At 36.5% G+C, this 26,619-nt stretch carries 27 protein-coding genes; 17 read left to right on the top strand and 10 right to left on the bottom strand.

Annotated elements, in window-relative coordinates:
• Positions 1 to 7: 7 nt before the first annotated feature.
• The 8 genes from HH304_RS07885 to HH304_RS07850 form a co-directional block, all read right to left on the bottom strand.
• Positions 8 to 1,447: a metal-dependent hydrolase family protein gene (locus HH304_RS07885; RefSeq protein WP_271711547.1), complete on the bottom strand. Its 1,440-nt coding sequence runs from the start codon at positions 1,445 to 1,447 to the stop codon at positions 8 to 10.
• A 20-nt stretch (positions 1,448 to 1,467) separates the two neighbouring features.
• Positions 1,468 to 2,622, bottom strand: coding sequence for an AI-2E family transporter (locus HH304_RS07880; protein ID WP_169679919.1), 1,155 nt, complete (start codon positions 2,620 to 2,622; stop codon positions 1,468 to 1,470).
• Positions 2,623 to 2,646: 24 nt separating this feature from the next.
• Positions 2,647 to 3,030 carry a cupin domain-containing protein gene (locus HH304_RS07875; protein WP_169679917.1) on the bottom strand — a complete coding sequence of 128 codons (384 nt, stop codon included), beginning with the start codon at positions 3,028 to 3,030 and terminating at the stop codon, positions 2,647 to 2,649.
• A gap of 26 nt (positions 3,031 to 3,056) precedes the next feature.
• Positions 3,057 to 3,983, bottom strand: a complete 927-nt coding sequence (locus tag HH304_RS07870) for a 3-hydroxyacyl-CoA dehydrogenase NAD-binding domain-containing protein (protein WP_169679915.1) — start codon at positions 3,981 to 3,983, stop codon at positions 3,057 to 3,059.
• 26 nt (positions 3,984 to 4,009) lie between these two features.
• Positions 4,010 to 5,593, bottom strand: coding sequence for a M20 family peptidase (locus HH304_RS07865; protein ID WP_169679913.1), 1,584 nt, complete (start codon positions 5,591 to 5,593; stop codon positions 4,010 to 4,012).
• Positions 5,594 to 5,656: 63 nt separating this feature from the next.
• Entirely contained in the window at positions 5,657 to 6,919 is a 1,263-nt protein-coding gene (locus HH304_RS07860) for a DcaP family trimeric outer membrane transporter (protein ID WP_169679911.1), read from the bottom strand.
• A gap of 155 nt (positions 6,920 to 7,074) precedes the next feature.
• On the bottom strand, positions 7,075 to 7,332 hold the full coding sequence (locus HH304_RS07855) for a hypothetical protein (RefSeq protein WP_169679907.1): 258 nt from the start codon (positions 7,330 to 7,332) through the stop codon (positions 7,075 to 7,077).
• 109 nt (positions 7,333 to 7,441) lie between these two features.
• The gene (locus HH304_RS07850; protein ID WP_169679905.1) at positions 7,442 to 10,069 is read right to left on the bottom strand and encodes a helix-turn-helix transcriptional regulator; all 2,628 of its coding nucleotides are present in this window, start codon (positions 10,067 to 10,069) and stop codon (positions 7,442 to 7,444) included.
• A gap of 387 nt (positions 10,070 to 10,456) precedes the next feature.
• Here HH304_RS07850 and HH304_RS07845 point away from each other — a divergent pair, with 387 nt between their 5' ends.
• From HH304_RS07845 to HH304_RS07770, 16 genes are all read left to right on the top strand, one after another.
• On the top strand, positions 10,457 to 10,921 hold the full coding sequence (locus HH304_RS07845) for a (2Fe-2S)-binding protein (RefSeq protein WP_169679903.1): 465 nt from the start codon (positions 10,457 to 10,459) through the stop codon (positions 10,919 to 10,921).
• A 26-nt stretch (positions 10,922 to 10,947) separates the two neighbouring features.
• Entirely contained in the window at positions 10,948 to 13,221 is a 2,274-nt protein-coding gene (locus tag HH304_RS07840; RefSeq protein ID WP_169679899.1) for a xanthine dehydrogenase family protein molybdopterin-binding subunit, read from the top strand.
• An 18-nt stretch (positions 13,222 to 13,239) separates the two neighbouring features.
• Entirely contained in the window at positions 13,240 to 13,575 is a 336-nt protein-coding gene (locus HH304_RS07835) for a winged helix-turn-helix domain-containing protein (protein ID WP_169679897.1), read from the top strand.
• A 72-nt stretch (positions 13,576 to 13,647) separates the two neighbouring features.
• Positions 13,648 to 14,802, top strand: coding sequence for a cysteine desulfurase family protein (locus HH304_RS07830; protein WP_169679895.1), 1,155 nt, complete (start codon positions 13,648 to 13,650; stop codon positions 14,800 to 14,802).
• Positions 14,799 to 15,953 (top strand): XdhC family protein, encoded by a 1,155-nt coding sequence (locus tag HH304_RS07825; RefSeq protein ID WP_169679893.1) that lies wholly within the window; start codon positions 14,799 to 14,801, stop codon positions 15,951 to 15,953. The genes HH304_RS07830 and HH304_RS07825 overlap by 4 nt, the downstream gene beginning before the upstream one ends.
• A 23-nt stretch (positions 15,954 to 15,976) precedes the next feature.
• The gene (locus HH304_RS07820) at positions 15,977 to 16,558 is read left to right on the top strand and encodes a nucleotidyltransferase family protein (protein WP_271711546.1); all 582 of its coding nucleotides are present in this window, start codon (positions 15,977 to 15,979) and stop codon (positions 16,556 to 16,558) included.
• Complete coding sequence (locus HH304_RS07815; RefSeq protein WP_169679889.1) at positions 16,558 to 16,794, top strand: MoaD/ThiS family protein; 237 nt, start codon at positions 16,558 to 16,560, stop codon at positions 16,792 to 16,794. Before HH304_RS07820 ends, HH304_RS07815 begins: the two co-directional genes overlap by 1 nt.
• Positions 16,791 to 17,804: a HesA/MoeB/ThiF family protein gene (locus HH304_RS07810; RefSeq protein ID WP_169679887.1), complete on the top strand. Its 1,014-nt coding sequence runs from the start codon at positions 16,791 to 16,793 to the stop codon at positions 17,802 to 17,804. The genes HH304_RS07815 and HH304_RS07810 overlap by 4 nt, the downstream gene beginning before the upstream one ends.
• The gene (locus HH304_RS07805) at positions 17,797 to 18,240 is read left to right on the top strand and encodes a molybdenum cofactor biosynthesis protein MoaE (protein ID WP_169679884.1); all 444 of its coding nucleotides are present in this window, start codon (positions 17,797 to 17,799) and stop codon (positions 18,238 to 18,240) included. Before HH304_RS07810 ends, HH304_RS07805 begins: the two co-directional genes overlap by 8 nt.
• A complete protein-coding gene (gene moaCB, locus HH304_RS07800) occupies positions 18,237 to 19,133 on the top strand; it encodes a bifunctional molybdenum cofactor biosynthesis protein MoaC/MoaB (protein WP_169679882.1) in 897 nt (298 codons plus the stop codon). Before HH304_RS07805 ends, moaCB begins: the two co-directional genes overlap by 4 nt.
• Entirely contained in the window at positions 19,126 to 20,112 is a 987-nt protein-coding gene (moaA, locus tag HH304_RS07795) for a GTP 3',8-cyclase MoaA (RefSeq protein WP_169679880.1), read from the top strand. The genes moaCB and moaA overlap by 8 nt, the downstream gene beginning before the upstream one ends.
• The gene (locus HH304_RS07790) at positions 20,112 to 21,278 is read left to right on the top strand and encodes a molybdopterin molybdotransferase MoeA (RefSeq protein WP_169679879.1); all 1,167 of its coding nucleotides are present in this window, start codon (positions 20,112 to 20,114) and stop codon (positions 21,276 to 21,278) included. The genes moaA and HH304_RS07790 overlap by 1 nt, the downstream gene beginning before the upstream one ends.
• A 1-nt stretch (position 21,279) precedes the next feature.
• Positions 21,280 to 22,035 (top strand): sulfite exporter TauE/SafE family protein, encoded by a 756-nt coding sequence (locus tag HH304_RS07785; RefSeq protein WP_169679877.1) that lies wholly within the window; start codon positions 21,280 to 21,282, stop codon positions 22,033 to 22,035.
• Positions 22,036 to 22,201: 166 nt separating this feature from the next.
• Complete coding sequence (locus HH304_RS07780) at positions 22,202 to 22,777, top strand: Crp/Fnr family transcriptional regulator (protein WP_169679875.1); 576 nt, start codon at positions 22,202 to 22,204, stop codon at positions 22,775 to 22,777.
• A gap of 96 nt (positions 22,778 to 22,873) precedes the next feature.
• On the top strand, positions 22,874 to 23,650 hold the full coding sequence (locus HH304_RS07775; RefSeq protein ID WP_271711545.1) for a type 1 glutamine amidotransferase domain-containing protein: 777 nt from the start codon (positions 22,874 to 22,876) through the stop codon (positions 23,648 to 23,650).
• Positions 23,651 to 23,661: 11 nt separating this feature from the next.
• A complete protein-coding gene (locus HH304_RS07770) occupies positions 23,662 to 23,952 on the top strand; it encodes a putative quinol monooxygenase (protein ID WP_169679873.1) in 291 nt (96 codons plus the stop codon).
• 50 nt (positions 23,953 to 24,002) lie between these two features.
• Here the strand turns inward: HH304_RS07770 and HH304_RS07765 are convergent, their stop codons facing one another.
• Positions 24,003 to 24,284, bottom strand: coding sequence for a GNAT family N-acetyltransferase (locus HH304_RS07765; protein ID WP_169679871.1), 282 nt, complete (start codon positions 24,282 to 24,284; stop codon positions 24,003 to 24,005).
• 152 nt (positions 24,285 to 24,436) lie between these two features.
• Here HH304_RS07765 and HH304_RS07760 point away from each other — a divergent pair, with 152 nt between their 5' ends.
• Positions 24,437 to 25,018, top strand: coding sequence for a hypothetical protein (locus tag HH304_RS07760; protein ID WP_169679869.1), 582 nt, complete (start codon positions 24,437 to 24,439; stop codon positions 25,016 to 25,018).
• Positions 25,019 to 25,176: 158 nt separating this feature from the next.
• On the opposite strand, the gene HH304_RS07755 is transcribed toward HH304_RS07760, so the two are convergent.
• Complete coding sequence (locus tag HH304_RS07755) at positions 25,177 to 26,433, bottom strand: DcaP family trimeric outer membrane transporter (RefSeq protein WP_169679866.1); 1,257 nt, start codon at positions 26,431 to 26,433, stop codon at positions 25,177 to 25,179.
• Between the last annotated feature and the right edge of the window lie 186 nt (positions 26,434 to 26,619).

The following is a 26,619-nucleotide window of genomic DNA, read 5'->3' as shown; positions in this document are numbered from 1 at the left end:
GGTTTTATCAATCTATTATGTTCTTGTAGATTTTACCGTCTTTCATGATCACCTTGAAATTGTTTTCAGGATCGGCGATCAAATCGAGGTTTTCCAAAGGATTGCCATCCACGATGATCAGGTCAGCCAGCGCATCTTCCTCGATGACACCATTCTTTCCGGGATAGGGATCTCGGGGTCCGCACATCTTGAAGAGCTCGTAATTAGTGCTGGTCGCCATTTTCAATACCTCCCATGGCTCATACCACCTTTTGAGCTTTGCCAGTGCTTTCCCCTGTGTGGCGGCAATCGCCGCGCCATTTTGTAAGTCCGAGCCAAAAGCGACCTTCAAATCATACTTTTTGGCCAACCCGTAGGCTTTTTCGGTGCCAGCCGTCATTGCCAGGAATTTTTGTTGTTCGAAAGATCCGTCAGGAAATGGAATTGCGTCTTCATCATTCAGCAAGGGTTGCAAGCAAAGCCAAGCGTCTTTTTCTTTGATCAGTTTTGCTGTCTCTTCCGTGATCATTTGACCGTGCTCAATAGACTGGACTCCCGCTTCCAGTGCTCCACGAACTGCGACATCAGAATAGGCATGGACGCATACATAGGTGTTCCATGTCGCAGCTACTTCCACCGCAGCTTTCATTTCATCCAGCGTATATTGCCTTACATCGAGTGGATCACTAAGCGAAGCCACCCCTCCACCAGCCATCACTTTAATCTGAGTGGCACCACTCATTAAATTCTCACGAACCCGCCTGATAACCTGAGGAACACCGTCCGCGATCTTAGTCCAGCCCATCAGTTCCCCATCAAGAAGTTCTCTTCCGTCTTTTCTGGTCATTGCCGTTGGAAAACGAAAATCTCCATGGCCGGAGGTCTGGGTTATATACGCACCAGATGGATAGATTCTTGGCCCTGAAATTCTTCCCTCATCGATCATTTTCTTGATTCCAAAAACCGGTCCTCCCACATCGCGTACCGATGTAAATCCCCGCATCAACGCGGCTTCGGCGGCTTCAGCACCCACCAGGGTCAGATAACCAATGTCATTTACAAAGATTTGCATACTGGCAATATGGGCGTGCATGGTATGCCAATGCGCATCGGTAAGTCCGGGTATTAATGTCATGCCTGTGGCATCGATGATTTGGGAATGCTCATCTTGAGTAATCATGATTCCTGCAGCAATCTGAACGATCTTGTTCCCTTGAATGAGCACATCTTTTCCTTCCACCAGCTTGTTCGTTCCGTCGAAAATTTTAGCATTGGTGATAAGAATTTGATTTTTTGGTGTTTGAGCATAAGAAAATCCACTTATGAGGATCATTAGCGTAAACATCCAAAGATTTATACTTTGTTTTTTCATTGCTGGACTACTTTTAGTGTTCTTTTTTAATTTATGTTTTTTAATGGCTAACTGGATAGCGAATATTCTTTGGTTGGTCAGGATAAACTGAAGCAAACTATCGAGGTCTCTGTAAACTAATTTGAATGTTTATTTGAATCAAAATCATCATTAAAACTTCCAGAATCCGAACCTTGGGCATACAGTTGGCTGGCTGTTTTTTCAGAAAGTTCTAATTCATCACTATTTAACCAATATATAAACAGTTTATATCCAAAGGATACGATGATAGCTCCTGTAAATAATCCGATGAACCCGGATAACACAAATCCACCAATAACGCCTAGAAATATCACTACCATAGGTACTGCTGCTCCTTTGCCCAAAAGAATTGGCTTAAGGAAATTGTCTGATGCACCTGCCGCCAGCAGGTATATGGTCCATAATGTAGCAGGGAAGGGGGAGAGTTCCGAAAATAGCCATAACACAACCAGAATGGTAACAAGCAAAACGGGTAATTGGAGAATAGCCATAACCAAAACCACCAGAGTCCATAGGCCTGCATAGGGTATGCCAGACAGTAGAAATCCAAGACCAAGTAAGAACGACTGGATAAACGCTACACCGATCACACCTTTCACTACATTATTTACTGTTTGGGCTGTAATAGTAGTAAACTCATCACCCATATCACCCGCTAGTTTGTGAAAGAACTTCCGGGCTGTTTGTTCTGTTCCGGGGGTAGCCAATAGAATTCCTGCAATTACTGTCGCGATGATTAGTTTAACAATGCTTCCTCCTAAACCAGCTAATCTTGAAAGGAGGCCTTGTCCGAATGCATTAATCTGTTCTTTGTAGTGATCTGTAAATGTATCTATGTTTTGAGAAGCTTCTACCCAGAGTGTGTAGACCTTATCTCCAATAACTGGCCAGTCAGCTACCTGCTGGGTAGGAGGAGGAATAGTCAATGATCCAGCATTTATATTTGAATTAAGTTCCTGTAACCCTTCTACTAATGACCCCATAAATAACCAGGCGGGCAGAATAATGATAATTAATCCAGCCAGTACGATTATTGTAGCAGCTCTTTTGGGTTTATTACCCAATCTACTATTTAAGGATTTGTATAAGGGGGCTATAGCCAATGCCAGAATCATTCCCCAAACTATAATTCCGGAGAACGGATAAAGCAGGCGCAAGCACCAGGCAATAAGTAAAAGCAGAAAACCTAGTCTAATAGTGATTTCCGCGACTGATTTAAAACGCTCATTTAATCTTTCTACATTTTTCATAACATAAATGGGCTTTATATCTGCTTATTCTACTTCCGTTACCGAGACTATGGCTACTTCATCACCAATACTTTTGCTAATATGTCCCTTACTGCCTAGATCATCTAAAAAGGCTATACTGCCAGCAAGGAATGTTTGCTTTTCTCCATCACTTACTTCCACCTCCATAGTTCCCTTTAAGATCATCATCCATTGAGGCTTGGGTGCTGGATGAAAATCGCCATACCATCCAACAGGGAAGGCAACAACGGTACTACCGGTAGCCCTGGTTCTTGGGGCCACCCAAACCGGAGGAGCCGGAGGAGAATAATCTTTACTGTTCATGACGAATTCCTCCTCCTTAAAATGGGTCTCACCGTCTTCATCTGCATATAGCTTTGTGTATTTTAATTTATATATATCGCTCATTACTTTATTTTTTAGGGTTCTAAAAATCAATCTTTAGTGGGTAGTGGGTGCTTGCTTTGGATATCAAGAACGGCTTTCTGTCGTTCATCGCGCACTGTAGCAAACTCCTTCATTTTCTCCATAGGATAGAATTGGTTAGTCTGCTGTTCTAACATTTCCAATGTTTCTTTGGATACAGGTTCAAAACCCATCGAAGTGAATAAAGAGGACAAGATATTTTCCGCAATTCCTCTAAAGCCCCCCTTACCACCTCCGAGTTGGCCAGTTAAGAATGGCCCTATAGAAGCCCATCTTACGCCGAGGGATGCCATAAAAAGTGAGTCTAAATCCTTTACATTTACTATCCCTTCGCCAACAAGATGAATTGCCTCCCTTACCAGGGCCGTCTGTAAACGGTTGGTCACAAACCCATCTATGGGTTTATTGAGGGTAGCGGTCACACGTCCACAGTCTCGGTAGAATTTCTCCAATCGCTCCACCAGTTTTATTGGTGTATCCTGACCCCCGCAAATTTCTACCACAGGTAATAGATGAGCTGGATTAACCGGATGACCAATGAGGGCTCGTTCCGGTGCTTCCATCTTGGCGGACAGAACAGCCGGTACAGTACCCGAACTTGATGAGGCAAGCAGTGCTGATTCAGGAGCAAAACGTTCAAAGTCGGCAAACATTTGTTGCTTAATATCCGATCTTTCAGGGCCATTCTCCTGGACAAGGTCTACGTCTCTTACTGCCTCCTCAATGGAGGTGAAAAAGGATATTTGTTCCACAGCCTTTTCCTCATCAACATTTGGGATCTCTGCTGCCAGCTTGCTGATTCTCGCTCGTGCGTTTTGCTGGTATCCTTCCTGTACATCACAGACATTGACTTGGAGTCCATGGGAAGCATAATACGCTGCCCAACTGCACCCGATAAGCCCTGCTCCAACAATTGCTACTGATTGCTTTTTCATGATTTTAATATTTTTTTTCTAAGATTTTATTTCTTCAATTCTTCCAGATTATCAAATATCTGGTAGAAGAAGCCGATAGACTTACCATATTCTTCCACAAGAATTCGTTCGTTTACGCCATGAAAGCCTTTAAATTCTTCGGTATTTTCTAATTGGATTGCCGTGATAGTATATACATCCGGTGCAAAATCTCTGGCCTGAAAATGCTTTGAATCTGAACCGCCAACAACAAAGAATGGTGATACGATCAGGTCATTGCCCCAGATCTGGCGAATGGTTTTTTCGAGCATATTATAAGCGGCATTTCCTACCTCTGCGATATTGGTAGCTGGCGTTGAAGCAGAAATGTCTTTCACAGTAATTCGATCATCATCAATGGCTTTTTTTACATGGTCAATGATCACTTCCGGAGTATCACCGGGCATCGGTCGGAAATTCACCACTGCTGATGCAGACGGAGGCAGTACATTGTCTTTGATACCTGCATTAAATATGGTTACTGCCATGGTGGTATGCAGCATCGCTCTGGTCACTTCATTACCTGACATGACTTCAATGAATTTCTTCTCCATATCTGTCATTTCACCATCTTTTCCAAAGGCCACGGCTGCATACAATGGCTGTTGCTCTTCTGGTAATTCAGGCCCCATATAACGGTATTGTGAACGAACCGCCGGGTGAATTCTGTAGGGAAATTGAGCAGCTTCCAGTTTGGTGATGGCTTTGGCTATAATTCCAATATTTGATTCTTCAGGAGGCATGGAGGAATGTCCGCCTACGCCATTTATAGACAATTCAAGGCTGATAAATCCCTTTTGTGCAATACCGATTAGTGCGGTATTTTCCTGGATACCCGGGAATATCCCAGGTGTCAACGGGGCTGATTCGTCCATCACATAAGCAAATCGTTCAATGCCACGCTCTTCCAGTACATCAGCAATCACTTTTGCGCCTTCTGCTCCACCTACTTCCTCGTCCTGTCCAAAGACGAAATAAATGGTTCGGGATGGCTGCCAGCCTTCTTTGATTTTCATTTCGGCTGCCTCCAGAATCGCATGAATCTGATTTTTATCGTCAAGTACTCCTCGGCCCCAGATATAACCATCAACAACAGCACCTGAAAACGGATCCTGCTTCCATTGATCTCTGCTATCATCTGGAACTGGTACGACATCCTGATGTGCATAAAATAAGGCGGGCTCCAAACTTGGATCCTTACCTTCCCAGGTGTACAATAAACTATAGGGTCTAGGATCTCCGAGTACCTCTTTTTTAAGTGTTTTATGAACATTGGGATAGGCTTTCTCCAAAAACTTATGGTAGTCTGTAAAGGCTTTGGTGTCAAAATCTTCTCTATCCTGATTAGAAATGGTGGGAAATGTCACAGCTTTTGATAAGCGTTGCACTGCTCCATCAAGATCTACCTCAACGGAAACTTGTTCAACACCTTTCATTTGCATTGAGGTGAATTCATTTAAATTTATTGACTCAGATTGTTTTGCTTCCTCTGTTGTTTCCTCTTTTTGTTGATCCTGATTTTCTCCACAACCCAAAATTGAAATGATTACAATGGCTGCGGGTATGAAAAGATTTTTTAGTAGTGATTTCATTATTATTTAATTTTAGTGAGAGTTATATTTTTAAATATTAGTGTATTGTTAAAGTCATACCTCTTAAAATTCAAATTTGACCATTGTTTGAATTCGACTTGCATTCCCATAAGAATCGTCAGTTGTTCGTTGTGCTCCCCACATATATTCGATACCTCCTGAGAACCGTTTATAGGGTCTGTAAATCAGGTTCAAATGTCCAACCCCGCCTTTTTTCAATGCTAATGGATCTCGCGATTCGGGAGTATCTAACCAGCCATAAGCATAGGAGAAATTTGAAGACATACGGTCAGACCATTTATGCATAAAAGATAGTACCGCTGCAAAAGAAGAAATCGTCTCAAGATCATAATTATCCGTTAATACTGCATTAGCATTACTGCCGGCAAAAGCCATAATGTTCTCGCCAGAACCTTTACCTGCACTTATATTCCAGGCGAAGTAATTATTCTTTCCAATGTATTGTCTTCCTGCAATAACTCCATCGATTTGTAAGGCAGTTGAAGTTCCCACAGAACCACCATCCCATCTTATTTGTCCCACACTCGAACCAATCACTATTAATCCGGTTTTCCAATTGAAGTCGACCCTTGTTGCAAACAATGGAAATTGAGCTGAAGATTTGCCTGGTAAATTATTTGAATTTTCAATTCCCAGCAGATCAAAACTTTCAATAGCTACTGCTATTTTTATATGTTCCTTAAGGTTCTTTTGATATCTAACTTGTGATGTTCTACCTCCAAAGAGTGCATCGCCAGCAGCAAAATCAATCATAAATGGCAATGACTCAAGAATCGACAGGGTAGTCCATGTCTGACCGATGATAAAATCACCAGCTGTAATGTAGGCATGACGGAGTCTGAATTGGTTTCCTGAAGTAAAGAAATCTCCTTCAATAAATAGTTTTAAAGGGATTTTCCCTTCACCAATTCGCCTGACATCAATATTGAAACGGGTTTCTTTTGAAAAGAAGCTGAAATACCCATGGTTATCATATTCAGGCTGACCTTCAACTGGAATTGTTGACATTAAAAATTGATTTTTATCCAGTGTGCCATCGACATCATATAATGCATCTACTTTTATGTATCCACCGATTTTCATTCTGATATCGGAACCGAACATCGGCCAGGATCCGGGGAAGTCAGATTCAATTAAATCATTTGCCGAAAGAACCTGACTCGTTTCTTTGACGTCACCGGCAGGATATATTTTTTGGCTGATATTTAAAGAATCCACATTGACAGTGTCTCTTTCCTGTGCAATAACTGATGTTGATATTAAAATTAGCAGGAATAAATAGCAATGTTTATTTAAGCTTTTCATGTACATCAGGTTTTAAAGTTGTTGAGGAATTTTCACTATAAATAAACTCAATAAATTGATACAACTCTGATGATTTCGTATAACGGAAAGGAGTGTATGTTGATTGATTTTTGTTTTCGTAAACTTCGTACATAACAATTCTTTTGAGGTGAAATTTATTTCAGGTGATTAATATCCATATCAATAATCTGGATGGATGTAATTGCATAATGTAGCTGATGGATTTTCTGGATTACTCCAACAAGAGCAACTTGATCAGGTAAAATTCCCGTTAGTTCTGTGAACTTATTTCCTTCAATGATTTTGGTTTTGATATTCATTGAACCCAAACTTTCCTTAAGTGTGTGGGAAGGGGGACCAAATAACTGGATTTGATAATTTGCCGGGTTAGCAAATAGGTAATTGGTGGTCATGGATAAATAGATTGAATTGTTAATTCTTTGATATATTAAATATCATCTTTTAATATATCAAAAACATCCTACCAAAGTCGCAAAAAAGTCGTATTAATCTAAAGTCTAATTAAATCAGGTTTAATTCTCTGGCTCTTTTAATCATAGATGTACGATTTGGCACATCTATTTTCCTGAAAATATTTGTTAAATGGCTTTTAACAGTTACTTCTGAAATATTCAGGGATTCAGCAATCTCTTTATTTCTCAACCCCAAAGCTACTGCTTTTAATACTTCTATTTCCCGAGAAGAAACTCTATCTGAATTTATATTAATGGAATTAATTTTATCATTGCGCCCGGAATTTTCTGTTTTCTGAGGTAAATATTTTAATAATTTTTCAGGGATTAACCTGTAATCTAAAACTTTCAAAAAATCCCTATCCCTAATTAAAATTTCAAGTACCGACCACCATGCATCCTGTAAATTCGCATTTTGAATAGCTTTTGTAGCCAAACTTGAAGCCTTTAATTTATCGCCCTTTCTGTAGAAATAATAACCTTTTAATATACTGATTTCAGTATCATGATATCGATTATTAAAATCAAGTAAAATAACTTCAATTTCATTCAAAAGTAAGTAACCTTTTTCAATCAAGTTTATATCATCGGATGATATTAAAATTTTGCATTGCGTAAAAACAGGAACATCAATTAAAAAATATAATTGAGTGAAATGTACTTGATTGTTAATGTTATTTGCCCAGCTTATCAAATCAGTTTCTTGCCCATTCAACCATTTAATTCGAGCATTTACTGATTCATAGTAGGAGCGATAAGATTTATCATTTAATTGATCAACTAATTTTTTTATATTTTCAATTGTGCTTTCTACCTTTTGATTTTCACCTTCAGCCATATGGCATAAAGCTTTCATTGCCATTGCATCGAAATAAAGACGATAATTCATTTTTCCAAAATGTTGTAATCCGCGATTAAGGGTTTCAATGGTGGTTTGAATTTCAAGCTTTTGAAATGATGTATTAGCAGACATATAACAGCTAGAAGATTCTAATGAATCATAACCGCTGTCTTTAGCAAAATAAGCGAACTCTTCCGCAGTCTTTGTTCCGATATGAAAATCACCTGAAAGTAATAAAACCAACATTTTTGAAAATAAGGTTCTGAGAAATAAATGACTTCCGGCATTATTTTGTTGCTCTGCTATATTTAATGAATCTAAAGCAATTTCACTTTTACCTGTCATTTGCAGGGCTGTGGCTAAAAACATTTCCCTCCTTGACCAGAATGCTGATTGCTCATTATACAGCTCTTTTGATCTGATAAATAATTCTTTGGCTTTATTAGGATTTGAAAGGACAAATAATTCTCTATGCCCTTGGTGGTAAAGTATTTCTGATTTGTGATGGTTACTGATGTTTGTGACTAATAAGTTTTCTAATGCAGTTAGCATTGGTGGAATCTTACCTAATTCCCATGTATCTTCATAAATAAGAATTTGTGCAAGTAAAATATCAGGATCAGATTTTCTGATATTTTCAGGTAATTGATCCAACCAGCGTTGAACCCTGTACCACTCATCATTATTTACCATTTTTATTCGAAATCGCGAAATTATTTCAATTGCTTCATCGTATTGATTACTTTCAATTACATACTTTATTCCCTCTTCAATCATATCATTTTCTGCGAACCATTGACCGACAAAGCTGATCAAAGAATTAGTGCCTTCCTGATCTTTATCAATAGCAATTTTTAAAAGAATCTCTCTAAAGAAATGATGAAATCTAAACCATTCTCCATTTTTATCTAATTGTGTAAGGAATAAATTATGGTCAATTAATATCTGGATTATATCTGAATCATAATTCCATTTCTTACCCTTAAATTTTAAAATAGAACGAAGCAGACTTTCATTGAATTTTTTGCATACAGAAAAATACAATAACAGATTTGATAATTCATCTTCTAAATATTCCGTTAGATTTTTAACAAGTCTGCTTATATCATGTGACATCAGTAATGATGTACTCAATGATATTGATCTGTTGATATTAACAATTGAAGTAGCCAACTTGATACCTAAAATCCATCCCTCAGCAAGGCCTTCAAATTTGATTAATTCATCTTTTGAAGTGGGTATCTTTAAATTATATCTAATAAAATTTTGGAATTCATTATGATCCAGAGATAAATCTTTCATTCTTATCTCATGAAGTTTACCGTATATTTTTAAGTCAAATGTGTTGATTGGAGGATCAACTCTTGATATTAGAACAAATTTTATAAAACCAGAACAATATTTAATACAGGTCTCTATTATAGAGTGTATATATGTATTACTAATTAGATGATAATCCTCCAGGATTATAACCAGTGATTCTTCAATTGTATCTAATTCATTAATAAAAACTTCTTTAAGGGTATCAAAGTCCGCTATTTTATTGTTATTAATACATGACTTTGTATCATGGAACTGATTCGGGTATATTTCTTCAAGTCCGGTTATAAAATAATCTAAAAATAAGGATATATTATTTTGCTCATCATCTAAGGTTAACCACATGTAATGACTTTCTTGATAATCCAACCATTGACTTACTGCTACAGATTTACCATAACCAGCGGGTGCACATACTAAGATTGAGACAGGTATGTTTTTGAAAATTTCAATTACTCTGGGTCGTGAAATAATCTGATTACCAAGAACAGGCTTATGGAATTTTACATTTAACATGGAGCATGATTCTATTAATACTATAATATAATTAATTGAAGTTTAATAATTATGATTTTGCGATACAAAAGGATTAAACTTAATGATAAGTTAATATTAAAAATTCATGTTTTGATTACAATAATTTTCTTCTTTGCTTTACATTATTTGCCTTTTTATTGCAAACAGAACGATATTTCAATTATTAGTTGACAAATATTTATTGACGTAATTAAATTACAACTATAGTTTTTAGAGTCTTATCTGAAATTAAAGCTTTAGGAATTCGATTTAAATATGTTAAAAAACTAATATTTTATAATATTTAACATATTTGACTCTATATAAAATAGTCTCTTCAATCGCATATGACATATAATTTTATTAATTTGAACCAAACCCTTAACCATGGCAGAATTCAAATTAAAAATAAACGGAAAAGATCAAACTGTTGATGTTGATCCAACTACACCATTACTATGGGTTCTTCGAGATCACCTAAATCTTGTAGGAACCAAATTTGGTTGTGGTATTGCACAATGTGGTGCATGTACGGTTCATTTTAATGGCAATGCAGTGAGATCCTGCCAGCTGCCAATCTCCGCAGCTGCAAATAATGAAATAACGACTATTGAAGGACTTTCTGAAAATGGAACTCACCCTGTTCAGAAAGCCTGGCTCGAACATGATGTGCCACAATGTGGCTATTGCCAGGCCGGACAAATTATGTCGGCAACTGCGCTTCTTAAATCAAACCCAAATCCGACCGATAAAGATATTGAAATTGCAATGAATGGAAATATCTGTAGATGCGGAACTTATACCAGGATCAAAGCAGCAATAAAAACAGCTGCAAAAACCCAACAGTCATAATTTTCAGTCAATAAACCCCACAAGAAATGAGCAAGGTAAAAACAGGAATAGGACGAAGATCCTTTATTAAAAGTGTCTCTTTTGCCGGAGGTGGACTGTTAATTGGTTTCAACTGGCTGGCTTGTAAACGACCGACTGAAGAAGGTGTTGAAGAAATGGTTCTTGAAATGCCTGAAGAGTGGTTTGAAATTAATGGATATCTCAAAATTGGTGATAATGGTGTTGTTACTATCTTTTCTCCAAATCCTGAAATCGGACAGAATGTTAAAACATCTATGCCGATGATAGTTGCGGAAGAATTAGATGTTGATTGGGATAAGGTTGTCGTAGAACAAGCACCATTAAATACTGATATATTTACGCGTCAATTAGCCGGAGGTAGTCAATCAATACGACAGGGCTGGGAATCTTTGAGAATGGCTGGGGCTACTGCCAGACATATGCTACTTACAGCTGCTGCAACTCAGCTAAATACGGATATTTCTCAGCTAAGTGTTGACAAAGGAATAATTAAACAAGCAGGAAGTGAACAGACTTTAGAATATGGGGCTGTTGCAAAAGCGGCTGCTCAGGTACCCATCCCGGAAGAAGTAGAGTTAAAAGATAATAAAGACTTTAAAATAATTGGTACATCACGTAAAAATGTCGATGCTAAAAAAATAGTTACCGGACAGCCTTTATATGGGCTTGATGTACAAAAAGAAGGTATGCTGATTGCCATGATTGTTCAGCCACCGGCATTTGGTATGCAATTCAAAACCATGAATGTCGAAACTGTTAAATCCATGCCTGGGATTGTAGATGTTTTCACCATCGACACTTATCCTGAGGATATGGAAAAGGAATGGAGTGATGTGGCAGCTTTTTCTAAGCTTGCTGTTGTAGTTGGTGAATCGACCTGGCAAGTAATGCAAGCCAAAAAAGCATTGGAAGTCGAATGGGAAATGAATCCTGAATTGGTTGAAAAAGCTCAGATTCTGGAAAAATCTGCCGGTATGGATGGTGCAAGTGGTATGGAAAGCAGCGAAATACATGCAAATCTGCTGGCTACTCTTGGTGGAAAAAATGCTGAAGTTGTAAGGAAGGACGGAGATCCTGAAAGTGGTTTTAAAAATGCTACCAGGATAATTGAAAGAACATATACGTGTCCATTTCTGGCTCATAATACCATGGAGCCAATGAACTTCTTTGCTGATGTTACAGATGACAAAGCAGATTTACTGGGGCCTATTCAAACTCCTGAATATGCAGAAAAAAGTGTAAGTAAAAGATTCGGTCTTGATCTTGATAAAATTGATATTCAAATGACCCGAATGGGAGGTGGTTTTGGTCGTCGACTCTATGGTCATTTTCTAGTTGAAGCAGCTGTGATCTCACATAAGATGGGCAAGCCAATTAAGCTTGTTTACACTCGTGAAGATGATATGACAAATGGAGTTTATCGTCCTGCATATCATGTAACTTATCGGGCAGCTCTTGATGAAAATAATAAACTATTGGCATTTCATGTTAATGCAGGCGGAATACCTGAGAGTCCGTTGTTTGCCGACAGATTCCCAGCCGGAGCTGTAGATAATTATCTGGCCGAAAGCTGGTCTATCGATACAAATATTTCTGTAGGAGCTTTCAGAGCCCCGCGTTCTAATTTTATTGCCGGAGCTGAACAATCGTTTCTTGATGAATTGGCAGAAGAAATGGGGCAGGATCCGATTCAATTCAGACTTGATCTCTTAAAAAGAGCTAAGGATAATCCGGTAGGAGAGAAAAATGATTATGATGCAGAACGATATGCCGGTGTTCTGGAATTAGTAAGAGAGAAATCAGGCTGGGGGAATGAAAGTAATGAGGTAGCAAGAGGTGTTTCCGCTTATTATTGCCATAATTCGTATGTAGCACAAATTCTCGATATGAGTATGAATGATAATAAACCTAATATTCATAAAGTGACTTGTGCAGTTGACTGTGGAATTGTAGTTAATCCGGATGCAGCTAAGAATATGGTAGAAGGTGGTACAATCGATGGTATCGGTCATGCAATGTTTAGTCAGATGACATTTGATGAAGGTGTTCCACAACATAAAAACTTTGATACTTACAGATTAATCAGGCATTCCGAAGCACCTAAAAAAATTGATGTGTACTTTGTAGAAAACGGAATCGATCCTACGGGATTAGGAGAACCTCCTTTTCCACCAATAATGGGAGCTTTGGCTAATGCATTATATAAAGCAACAGGGAAAAGGTTTTATAATCAACCATTTATTAATGAACTGAATAGTGGTGTGAAGGTTAAAGGATAATTCTTTAATTCAATTGGTATGAACAAGGTGATAAAATGTAAATGCTGGATTGAAGAAGATAATGAGCGTTTCTTTGGGCCTGGCCCTAACCAGTTGTTAAAGGGCATTCAAAGTGAAGGTTCTCTATCAAAGGCTGCAGGACTTATGAATATGTCATATAAAAAGGCCTGGGAAATAGTGCAAAGGTTAAATCACCATTCAAAACAGCCTTTAGTGATCCTTAAAAAGGGAGGACCACATGGGGGTGGGGCAGAAATAACCCCGTATGGTATTAAAGTAATGCTTGAATATGATAAGCTACAAAAGAAAATAAATGATCTTCTAATCGAACAAGATGAATTAATGAGCATATAATTATGAGGTTTAAGTTTAGTCTTAAGCCTTATAATTTATTAAACGTTATATATTACAAAACATATCGCTTACATGAATAGAAGTAGAAATATATATCTTGATTATAACGCAACAACGCCTGTTGATAAACTGGTTGTGGAAGCAATGTTGCCCTATTTCACAGAAATATATGGTAATGCCAGTAGCGATCATGCTTTTGGGTGGGAAGCTGATGAAGCGGTAGAACAAGCTAGAGAAGATATAGCAGATTTATTAAACTGTAATCCAACGGAAATCATTTTTACCTCCGGAGCAACAGAGGCAGCAAATTTGGCAATTAATGGATTCAGCCGAAAATATAGATCAAAAGGAAATCATATAATTACCTGTAAAACAGAGCATAAAGCTGTTTTAGATACATTGGAAAATCTAGAGCAAGAAGGATTTGAAATAACCACTCTAGATGTTGATCATCAAGGTAATATTAATTTAGATGAATTAGATCGAGCCATAACAAGCAAAACGATTTTGGTTTGTCTGATGATGGCAAATAACGAAACCGGAGTCATTCACCCGATTCAGGCTATCGAAAGTATTGTCCATAGTAAAGGAGTGAAATTATTGTGTGATATAACACAAGCAGTTGGCAAGCTACCATTAGATTTGGAAGAATTAAATCTTGACCTGGCCTTCTTTTCTTCGCATAAAATATATGGTCCAAAGGGCGTTGGTGCATTATATATAAATAAGACAGACCGTTTTAATATTAATCAGGTTCTTTTTGGGGGAGGACAGGAATATGGTATTCGTCCGGGAACATTAAATGTCCCTGGAATAATAGGGTTTGCCAAAGCACTTGAAATCGCCATTTCGCTACTTGATGAAGAAAACGAAAGATTATTCACTTTAAGATCAACACTTGAAAAACGTTTACTCGAAATAGAAGGTTCAAGTTTAAATTCTGGTTCTTCCGAAAGACTTTCAAATACTATTAATGTCTCATTTAAAAATATTGAGGGAGAAAAATTATTTAGAAGACTTAATATGCTGGCTATATCGAGGGGTTCTGCATGTAGCTCCAATACTTTGAGGCCATCTCATGTTTTAAAGGCAATGGGACTAAGTGATGAAGAAGCTCTGGCCTCTTTAAGAATTAGTCTTGGTCGAAATACAACAACAGAAGATATTGAGATTGCTGCTTCGCATATTAAAAATGCCGTGAATCAATTAAGATCTATAGAAGCATGAGAGAACTTGACTCCATAGTGTCCCGATATGAGTTCTTAAAAAATGAAGAAACTCATTGTGTATTGGCTACTGTTGTTCATGTAGAAGGCTCTTCATATCGTAGAGCTGGAGCCAGAATGATCGTAGATGAATTCGGTAATATTACCGGAGCGATTAGTGGGGGATGCCTTGAAGGAGATGCATTAAGAAAGGCCTTAAATGCTTTAAACCAGGGCAGGAATAAACTTGTGACCTACGATACAACTAAAGAAGAAGATGCTGTAATTGGAGCACAACTAGGCTGTAATGGCATTATTGAGGTGCTTTTTGAGCCAATTGACTATGATGATGACCTAAACCCTTGTGAGTTACTTAAAGAAGTCTCCAGGTCAAAAGATCCATTAGGTTTAATAATCTTGTTTAGCTTTGATCGGAACCATGAACAACCGGGCACCAAATTATTGGTTGGCAGGCAGGGATTGATTGCTGGTGAAATTGACAATTCGGAGATAAAAGACATTTTATTTAATCATTCAGAATTTGTTTTTGAAAAGAATCAATCAGGGTTTGCCGAGATTACTGTTGATTCATCAAAAATTTGCGCATTTATTCAATATTGTCCACCTCCGGTACAGTTGGTAATCGTCGGTGCAGGGAATGACGCACAGATTTTAGCCAGGCAAGCTGATATACTGGGTTGGAAAGTGGTTGTTACAGATGGCAGATCTTCTCATGCCAATGAATCCAGATTCGGTTCTTCATGTCAAATAATCGTATCTAAACCTGAAGAAACTTTAGATAATATATCAATTGATGGACGAAGTTATTTTGTCTTAATGAGCCATAATTATAACTATGATCTGGCTGTTTTAAAATTGTTAATTTACAATGAAACAATTCCATATATTGGAATTCTCGGTCCAAAAAAGAAGTTTACAAGGATGGTTGATGAGCTGAAGTCAGAGGGAATTGAAATAATGACATCTGTTTTAAATAAAATACATTCACCTGTTGGGCTGCAGCTGGGAGCAGAGACTCCGGCAGAAATTGGACTGTCAATATTATCCGAGATCCAATCTGTAATTACCAACACCAATGCCCGGTTTTTAAAAGATAAGGATGGACCAATTCATGATTCTGTTGAAAATCATTTTAACACAGTAAAAATTTGAAATCCAATAAAAATATAGGGGTTATGATACTTGCAGCCGGATCATCCAGCAGACTGGGATATCCTAAGCAATTAGTTCAATTTCAAGATAAACCATTACTTCAGCATGTCATTGACGTAGCCGAATCATTACCTTTTACTGTGAAAACCCTTGTTTTAGGAGCGAATTCAAATGAAATCAGGTCAATAATCAATCCTAAATCATTCAAATTAGTATTAAATGACGATTGGAGAAAAGGTATGGCTACTAGTATTCAATCCGGACTAAAAAAATCTCTGGAAATTAAGCCAGAATTAGAACATATAATGATTTTACTTTCTGATCAACCATTTATAAATACTCAAAAGCTAAATGAAATAATTGAAACCCAACTTAATAGTCAGAACAATTCTACCTTCTCGGAATATAATGGGCAAATTGGTGTTCCGGCTATATTTTCGAAGGAATTATTTAATGATTTAATGAGTCTGGAGGGTGATCAGGGAGCTAAAAAATTAATCATCAGAGACAATATTAAATATAACACGGTAAGATTTGAAGACGGTGTATTTGATATTGATACTCAGGAAGATGTAGAAACTCTTAATACCTATAGCAAGAAATAATGAAATTAAAACTAAAATACTTTGGGATGATCGCTGAAGCAACGGGCATGAATGAGGAAACTATAGATGTTTCTGATGATTTCACTGCCTCTGAACTTAAATATCATCTTATAAAACAATATGATTTAACAGATCCGGCGTCAATTCAAATAGCAGTAAATAAAAGTCTTGAAACTGATATCAGGCTTAATGAAGGCGATGAAGTAGCAATTTTACCACCATTTGCAGGAGGATGAATAGATACGATAGACAAATTAAACTCACCGAAGTAGGTGCCGAAGGACAACAAAAACTTCTTCAGGCCAGTGTGTTAATCATTGGTGTTGGTGGATTAGGATGTCCGGCTGCTCAATATCTTGTTGGTGCGGGGGTAGGTAAAGTCGGGCTAATGGATCATGATGTAGTTTCTATCACCAATCTGCACAGGCAAGTTTTGTATAATGAATCTGATATAGGTAAACCTAAAGTAATTGCTGCTTATGAAAAATTAAGATCTCTTAATAGTGAGATTGAAATTGTTACTTATAATGAAGCTTTAACCATCGAAAATGCAATAAACAGGATTAAAGAGTATGATCTGGTGATCGATGGATCTGATAATCTGGAAACAAAATACCTAATTAATGACGCTTGTATCCTGGCTGACAAACCATGGGTTTATGCATCAATCTATAAAAATGAAGGTCAACTTGCAGTTTTTAATTATCAGGAAGGCCCTGGATATCGATGTCTTTTTCCCGTACCAGCCTATAAGAACATAAGCTGTGAAACTACAGGGGTATTAGGAGTGACTCCGGGTTTATTAGGTATACTTCAATCAATTGAGGCATTGAAGATTATTTTGGATACCGGAGATATACTTTATGGAAGAGTCAAGCTTATAAATATTCTAACTGGCGCTGAACAGGTTATAAAAATAAGGCCTCAAAAAGAAGAAATAGAAAAGATAAAGAAACATGGGATAATCCCCGTTAAAGTTTTTTGTGAATTATCAGATAAAGGCAAAACCTACCTTGATGTCAGAGACACTTCTGAACAACCAAGGATTAATGATAAAAATGTTATTACAATACCAATGAATGACCTCAGAAACAGGGTATCCGAGATTCCATCAAATGATGAGGTCCTTGTTTTTTGTCAATCTGGTATTAGAAGTAAAAAAGCAATAGAAATCCTCAGAAGCGAATTTGGATTTCAAAACCTGAAAAATGTTGAAGGCGGACTAAACTCGATAATCAATGGATAAAAAGAAACCAAATAAAGTATTTATACAAGGAGCAATTCCTCCCGAGAAAATTGCTCAGTCAATAGCAAATCACCAGTCTAAAACTGAGATTGGTGCCCATAGCATATTTCTCGGTCAAATTAGAGCTGATGGGATAGAAGGTAAAGAAGTTGCTGCTATTGAGTATACTGCATATGAGGAAATGGCAGAACAGGTTTTTCATGAAATACGTGAATCAGCATTTTCAAAATATGACATGACCTGTGCCCATATTTACCATAGTCTGGGCCAAGTTAAAACAGGTGAAATTTGCCTGTTTGTTTTTACATCGTCTGCTCATAGGAAAACTGCTATCGAGGCATGCAATTATCTGGTTGAAGAAATCAAGGCAAAAGTACCAATCTTCGGAAAAGAAATGTTTGAAGACCAAACTCATCAATGGAAGGTTAATAAATGATAGATATAACACATAAGGTCAATACACTCAGAGAAGCTACTGCGCTTGCCATTGTAAAAGCAAGTAGCCCGGATACCATAAACCGGATAAAGGAAAACACAGTTCCAAAAGGGAATGTATTTGAAATGTCTAAGGCTGCAGGGCTTCTTGGCATAAAAAAGACTCCTGATTTATTGCCTGATTGTCATCCATTACCAATTGAATACACCGGAATTGAATATCAAATCCAAGGATTAGAGATACATATTTCAGTTACCATAAAGACAATTTATAAAACCGGTGTTGAAGTCGAAGCAATGCATGGAGCAAGTATTGTAGCCTTAAACATGTATGACATGTTAAAACCAATAGATAAAAATATAGAGATAGGCACTATCAGGCTTGAAAAGAAAAAAGGAGGTAAATCGTCATTTAGATTAGATTCAGAAGGGTTGACTGCTCAAATAGTTGTTTGTTCAGATACCATTTCGAAAGGAGAGGGAGAAGATAAGGCCGGTAAGATAATTAGTTCAAAGCTTTCAGACCTGGGTATTGATTGTGATATCACAATTATTCCTGATGATAAAGAGAAAATCAAGGCAATCTTAAGTAAAAACAGCCATGATATGATTATTTATACCGGAGGAACAGGAGTAGGACCGCGGGATGTAACCCCGGATGTGATTGAACCATTACTTGATATCAGGTTAAAAGGAGTAGAAGAACAAATGAGGAACTATGGCCAGCAAAGAATGCCTTATGCCATGTTATCTCGATCAGTTGCCGGTATCAAAGATGGAAGATTAGTTCTGATTTTACCAGGATCAACTAAAGGAGCGGCAGAATGTATTGATTCGATATTTCCTCATGTTTTACATGTTTACAAAGTAATTGAAGGAAGCAGACATGACTGAGAAAAAAATAGTAGACAAGTTCGGAAGACCACATACCTATCTCAGAATTTCCCTGACAGACAGGTGCAATCTTCGGTGTTTTTACTGTATGCCTGAGGAAGGTATAGAATTAATGGACAAGCCCAATATAATGACTTTGGAAGAGGTTATTAGCATGGCTGTAACTTTCAAGAATCTGGGAGTCGATACCATCCGTCTTACAGGTGGCGAACCTCTGGTAAGAAAGAACTTTGGCTTCCTTGTTGAAGAGTTGGCTAATTTAGGGTTGACCCTCAAAATAACAACAAATGGAATCCTGCTTGATAAATACCTGGATTTATTTAAGCGTATTGGATTAACGAAGATTAACCTTAGCCTGGACACATTGGATAAAGCAAAGTCTGTTTTTATTTCCAAGAGAGATTATTTTGACCGGATCATGCAAAATCTTAACAAGGCTCTCGAAATGGATATGGAGGTTAAACTCAATATCGTATTAATAAAAGGTATCAATGATAGGGAGATAAATGATTTTATTGAGTTAACAAAGCATAAAAATCTGACGGTAAAGTTCATTGAGTTTATGCCATTTAAAGGGAATAAATGGGATTGGACTAATGTGGTGGGGAAAAAGGAAATCCTGGATACAGTTTCAACTCAATTTGGTGATATTAAAGAACTTGTAAATCCAAAACACAGCACTTCAAACAACTATCAGATTCCGGGACATAAAGGTAAATTTGCCATAGTCAGTACTATTACTAATCCATTTTGTAGTGAATGTAACAGGTTGAGATTAACGGCCGATGGTAAAATGAAAAACTGCCTTTTTGCAAATTCAGAAACAGATTTGCTTACTCCATTGAGGAAAGGGGAACAGATTGATAACCTGATTCTTAATGCAATAAAGACCAAAAAGTATTCACGTGATGGAATGGATGTTAAAATGGATTCAGACCATTATGAAAAAAACCGTTCAATGATTTCAATAGGAGGATAATGATTACAATACAAGAAGCTTTAGATATCATCTCTAACCAAAATACAGAGATGAAGACAGAATTAAGAAGTCTATCAGATTCCCTTGGTTATTCTCTTGCAGAAGATATTATTGCACCTTTTGATATACCAGCTTTTGACAATTCAGCAATGGATGGATACGCACTGTGCGGGATATCTAAAAATTATACTATCGTTGGTGAAGTAGCAGCTGGTGACCTGGATAAAGTCAATTTAAATCCGGGTGAAGCAGCAAGGATATTTACCGGAGCGAAAGTTCCGGAGAATACAACTGCGGTGGTTATGCAGGAAAAGACTATTGTTAAAGGTGAGAATCTTATTTTGGAAACTGAGCCATCCACCGGACAATGTATCAGACGAAAAGGTGATGAACTAAAAAATGGTCAGGTAGTATTTAAGGAAAATCATAGGATAACGCCTGCAAGTGTGGGGTTGATAGGTAGCCTTGGTATTGAAAAAGTATCAGTTTTTAGTAAGCCTGTTATTAATCTGATAACTACAGGGAACGAACTTGTTGAAATTGGAAAAGACAGACTTGATGGACAAATCTATGAATCGAACAGTTTTGCATTATCCGCAGCATGTACTCAATTTGGATTCTTGTGTAAAACCAGAAACCATATTGAAGACAACTTTGATGCTATAAAAGCTGAAATAGAAAAGATACTAAAAGACTCTGATGTTTTGCTAATATGTGGTGGAATATCAGTCGGAGATTATGATTTTGTAAAAAAGGCACTGGAAGAAAATGGGGTAGAAGAGCTTTTTTATAAGGTATTCCAAAAACCTGGGAAGCCTCTTTATTATGGTAAGAAGGAAAATAAATATGTATTTGCTCTTCCAGGAAACCCTGCTTCATCATTGAGTTGTTTTTATATTTATGTTCTTCCCCTTTTACAAAAACTTAGCGGTATGGAATCTCCGGGATTAATGAAGCTTTCACTGCCATTATCACATAATTTTGAAAATAATTCGGACAAGCCTTCATTTTTGAAAGCAAAGATTTATAATTACGAAGTTGAAATTTTAAATGCTCAAAGTTCTTCAATGCTTCATTCAATGGCTGTTGGTAATGCCCTGGCATTTATCGAAGCTGACTCAATAATGATTAAAGGTGATCTATTAGATTGTTATCTGATTCATTAATATGTCTTTAGAGTATTTACCTATCATTTTTTTTCTTATAGCTTTATTCTATAGTTCGGTTGGATTTGGAGGCGGGTCGAGCTATCTGGCAATTTTAAGCCTTGTATTAACCGATTTCTATGAGATAAGATCATTAGCACTGACTCTAAATGTTTGTGTTGTAGCAATTGGCACAATAATGTATTTCAGAAATAATGTACTTGATTTTAAAGCAATATGGCCGTTTTTTATTTTAAGTATTCCTATGGCATTTGTGGGGGGGCAAATAAAGCTCTCTCAATCTACATTTTTTCTAATATTGGGAATATCATTAATTCTGGCCGGATTATTTATGATACTTAAATATGTGAAAAGTAATATTTCCTCAAAAGACTTTTCAAATAGTAAAAAAAGCCTAATGGGAGGTTTTATTGGGTTATTATCAGGGATTTCCGGAATAGGCGGAGGTATTTTCCTGTCGCCAACTTTAAATTTGATGCACTGGAAGAATCCAAGGGTTATAGCTTCCTTGGCATCCGTGTTTATCCTTGTTAATTCTTTGGCAGGGATTATTAGTCTGAATATTGCAGGCTCTTATATACTTGATATAAAAATGGCACTAAGCCTTGTAATTGCTGTAGTTATTGGTGGATTAATTGGCTCTTATTTATCAAGTAAGCGCTTTAATCTTAAAATATTGGGAATACTTACTTCAATCCTTATTTTATATGTTGGCCTAAGGTTGGTCCTGTTTTATGGAATTGGAATTCAAATTTAAATTTTCAATCACCTTGCAAATTACCTGTAATAATTCATTGTGTTTTATCGAGGGTAAGTGTTTTTCTATTCTGAAATTAAAACACATAGGTATACAAAACAATATTGTATCAGATTCGTCTTTGAATTAAATTGAATTATAGTTTTCACTTATTAATCGCATCATTTTGGACTCTATTGCAAAAGAAAAATTGCGTAATCATTTTCAAGAATTAATATCACTTTCTGATGAGGAGTTTGAATATGCTGCGTCTTTTTATCATCAAAAGCATTTTAAGAAACACCAATTTGTTGTTCAAGAAGATCAATTGGAAGTACCTGAGTATTTCGTTGTTTCCGGGTTAGTAAAGGCTTATTCGACCAATTTTGAAGGAAAAGATCATATTCTCCAATTTGCAATGGAAGACTGGTGGGTAACTGATTATAATGCTTTTTACAATGGCGGAAAAGCAACAATAAATATTGATTGCATAGAAGAGTGTGATTTGTTATATATTTCTCTGGAAGATAAAGATCATATTTGTTCTGAAATTCATAAGCTTGAGCACTTTTTCAGGGTCAAGTCAAATAAAGGATATGTAGCCCTTCAGAAGAGAATTCTTACACTTTTAAATAAAGACGCAAGCGGGAGATATGATGAATTTATCAGATTATATCCTTCTTTAGTTCAACGAATCCCCAAAACAATATTAGCATCGTATCTCGGCGTAAGTCGTGAAACATTGAGTCGCCTTGGTAAATAAATGCCTGTGATATAGATCACAAAAAACCTGTGATCTACCTCCTGTGATGATCAGTCAAATCTTTACACCTTTGCATTGTCAAAACAATTTAATGTAATGAAAATGAGAGTATTAACAAGTATATTACTACTGACTGCAAGTTTGTTAATGTTTTTTTCAAATGCACAAAACAAAACAGGAGGAGAAATGAAAAAGAAAGTATTATTTGTAGTAACAAGCCATGACCAAAAAGGTAATACTGGCGAATCGACTGGATTTTATTTAAGTGAGGTGGCACATCCATGGGATATACTTCAAGCCGCAGGATATGAAATTGATTTTGTAAGTCCAAAAGGAGGGAAGGCTCCGGTTGACGGGTTTGATCTTGAAGACCCAATCAATAAGAAATTTTGGGAAAACAAGGAGTATAAGGCTAAGGTTGAAAATACAATGAAACCATCAGAAGTTAATCCGGAAGAGTATTTAGCTATTCATTATGCTGGTGGCCATGGAACCATGTGGGATTTCAAAGACAACAAAGAACTAGCTGAAATTGCAGCTACTATTTATGAAAACAACGGTATAGTAAGTGCAGTTTGTCATGGTCCAGCAGGGTTGATTAACATCAAGCTTAGCGATGGTTCACATCTTATCGAAGGTAAAACAGTTAATGCGTTTACAAATGAAGAAGAAGATGCCGTTGGACTTTCAGATGTAGTTCCATATCTTCTAGAAACAGCTTTAATCGAAAGAGGAGTTGAGTTCAAGAAATCCGGATTATGGGAGTCTCACGTTGAAGTTGATGGCAGACTTGTAACTGGCCAGAATCCTGCCTCAGCTCATAGAGTAGGTGAGGAAGTATTAAAGTTATTAAACAAAAAAGTCAATCAATAACTCCAATATTTATGAGCAATATTCATGTATTTGCTACCTGGAAAGTAAAAGAAGGTTCTCTGGAAACTGTTCTTAATCTTATACAGGAACTTAAAATAAAAAGTGAAAATGAAGAAGGAAACTTATTTTATAATGCTCATCAGAGTATTGAAGATAAAAATGTTATAATTCTTCACGAAGCTTATCTTGGTCAGAATGCGATTGAATCTCATAAGAATTCTGAACATTTCAAGAGTTTAGTATTGGAACAGATAGTCCCATTATTAGAAGAAAGAAAAGTTACACTTGCTAGTGCTATATAATATAAAAGCTTCCGGTAAATTAACCGGAAGCTTTTTCATTCCGTAAAAATTTACCGGACAACATCAGTCATTTCATGGTGTTTATCAAACATCAACTTTGCAAATGGGCAAAGGGGAATAACTTTAATTTCATTTGTCCTAAGATAATCAACCAGGTGTAGAAACAATGCTCTACCAATTCCTTTCCCTCTGGCTTCATCATTAACTCCGGTATGATCCACAATTATTAAATCTTTATTGGCAATACTGTAAGTCATTTCACCGAGTTCCATATCATCTTCCATGGCTACGAACCTGCCCTTGGTATCTTTAGTTTCATTTACTATTTCCATTTCTTTGAAGATATCATTATTGCCTAAATATTCAATTATGTTATATATGTTATACGTGGGGTTAATGATATGATAATAGTAATATTATTAATACAAATCTTTATGTCATTCCAAATTAAATATAATTAGCCATAGATTTGTTATATTTATATATGGCTGAAAACAAACACTTTATCAAGGTATTAAACAACTGGTTGTCTACCGCAGACAGAAATTATATTCAAGGCAGATATCTTTGGATGAGAGGGGGGACTGTAGGAGGGAATAATCTACTATGGTTATCAATTGAGCAATTAATGAAGATATTATTACTTCAAAAAAATAAAGAATTATTAAATTCCAGTTCCGAATCATTTGAGGATATTGATAGTAAAACCCATAAGGTAGCATTTCAATATGAGAAAGAGAATATGCCAGACGAATTGATTAATAGCCTCGTAAAGGAATATGATTTTGATCTGAGCCATCCTCATCACATGTTAAAAGATATGTGTGAATTTTATAGGCATAAATATTCAAGTATAACCCCCACAACTCAAAGTTTATTGTTACACCCCGAAATTGATAAGGTCTTTTTTATGTTAAGGGATAAAATTGATCCAATAGTGGGTGTGTCGTTAATTGATATGCTTGAAATGGATAAAGAAAAAGGAAATAGTATATCAGAAATAAATTCCTGTGTTTTCAAAAACAATGAGCATTTCCGTTCTAGATATTTGAAGGCAAACAATTAATTATTAAGACGAATTATATATAAATAATTAACAATGCGATTCTTTTGGTTTGTTAGGATAGCAGGACTTTCCAGTTAAACTTTAGCAGTACATGATTTAATTTGTAATTAGGCCAACAACCACATAGCAGGGTGAAATTAACATGGCTGTGATTAAATCTAAAAGTCATAGAACATTAATATGTTCCCTCTAAAGGCGTCACCGGTTTCATTATTTTTATCTTCCCTCGTACCATAGATTACTTCAATTCCTAATTTTGCACCTTCAGAAATCGACCAGAAAGTGTTTGATCTAAATGTTTGTCCTTTGAAATACCAACTTGGAGGTGTGATGGTATACCGTTCAACCTGAAGAATGCCATAAGTAAAGCTTGTAGTCCAGTTTTTATTCCAGGCATGTTCATAAGATCCGTTAATTCCATAATTAAGAGGGAGAGCTAAATTGTTATTTATATCTACAAGTACATCAAGTACATTATTGTCAAGATCATTAAAATAACGTGATATGCCTCTTCCAACGACGGATTGTAAATACCATTTACCTCCAACCCATGAGTTAACTACAATTGAAGCCGCAGCTCCATAACCTGTCTTAACTTTTAAGTCTCCAAATACATTCCTGCCAGAAAGGATAGGTAATAATCCGGAAACCTGAATTTCACCCCATTTAAATGTCTTATTTAAACGAGCAGAGAGGTCAGGTGTAAGTTGAAATATCTCGGCATTAATTGAATCCGGAAAATTCAGATTCGGAACCAGGTATTCTAATCCTAATGCCAGATTCCACCCGTTTGATAAATTCCTGAATGTATATCTAATCTGTGGTGTCCTTATGTTAATGGATGATGTTGGTCCTGCGAAATCAACGGTTGCGGGTACAGAAGTTACATGTGAAAACAAACTCCAGGTCTGCCCAAGTAATAATCCTTTAATTTCCCCATAGGCATGTCTTATTCTAAAACCATCTGGTCCGGCAAAATCTGTTTCCAGTCGTATAAATACATCACCTAAATCTGTTCGGCGTGTTACCTCAAAACCAAGTCGGGTCTGACTCAGCTGGTTTGAATAATTAAATATCGGATTATTATCATCTCCGGTTGGGATTTCATGGGTGTTGAATGAATTCTCTGAAATTAAATTAACCTGATCCATTACAATATGATATCTAATAGAGCCAAGTATCCTTAATTGCATCTTCCTATCTGGACTTACGATAAACAAACCTCGATCTTGACTAATGTCCAGGGGAGCATCTTCAAACATTCTTGTAGTATCAACAATAATTGTATCCGATGTATTTAATGTAACAACTTTTATAGCATTATTTCGATTATTTTGGGCTTGTATCACTGTAGTTGTAAACAGAAATATCAGGCACAGAATTATTACTCGATTAATTATGCATATTTTATTCATCAGGAAACGGATCTATAATTGAAATCAACTTACTTAAAATACCACCAATACTTATTAAAGAGTTTGATGCTAAATATTAAGATTATTTAAGATGCTTATTTATTAATTATCTAAATGAAACTTGACCTGTCTTTCATTTCTCGAATTTTCCTGATATCACAATAGGCATTGTTTCAACACATCACA

The organism is Marinigracilibium pacificum, assembly GCF_012926615.1.
Lineage (GTDB): Bacteria > Bacteroidota > Bacteroidia > Cytophagales > Cyclobacteriaceae > Mangrovivirga > Mangrovivirga pacifica.
This window is presented reverse-complemented; position numbering and strand designations above follow the sequence as displayed.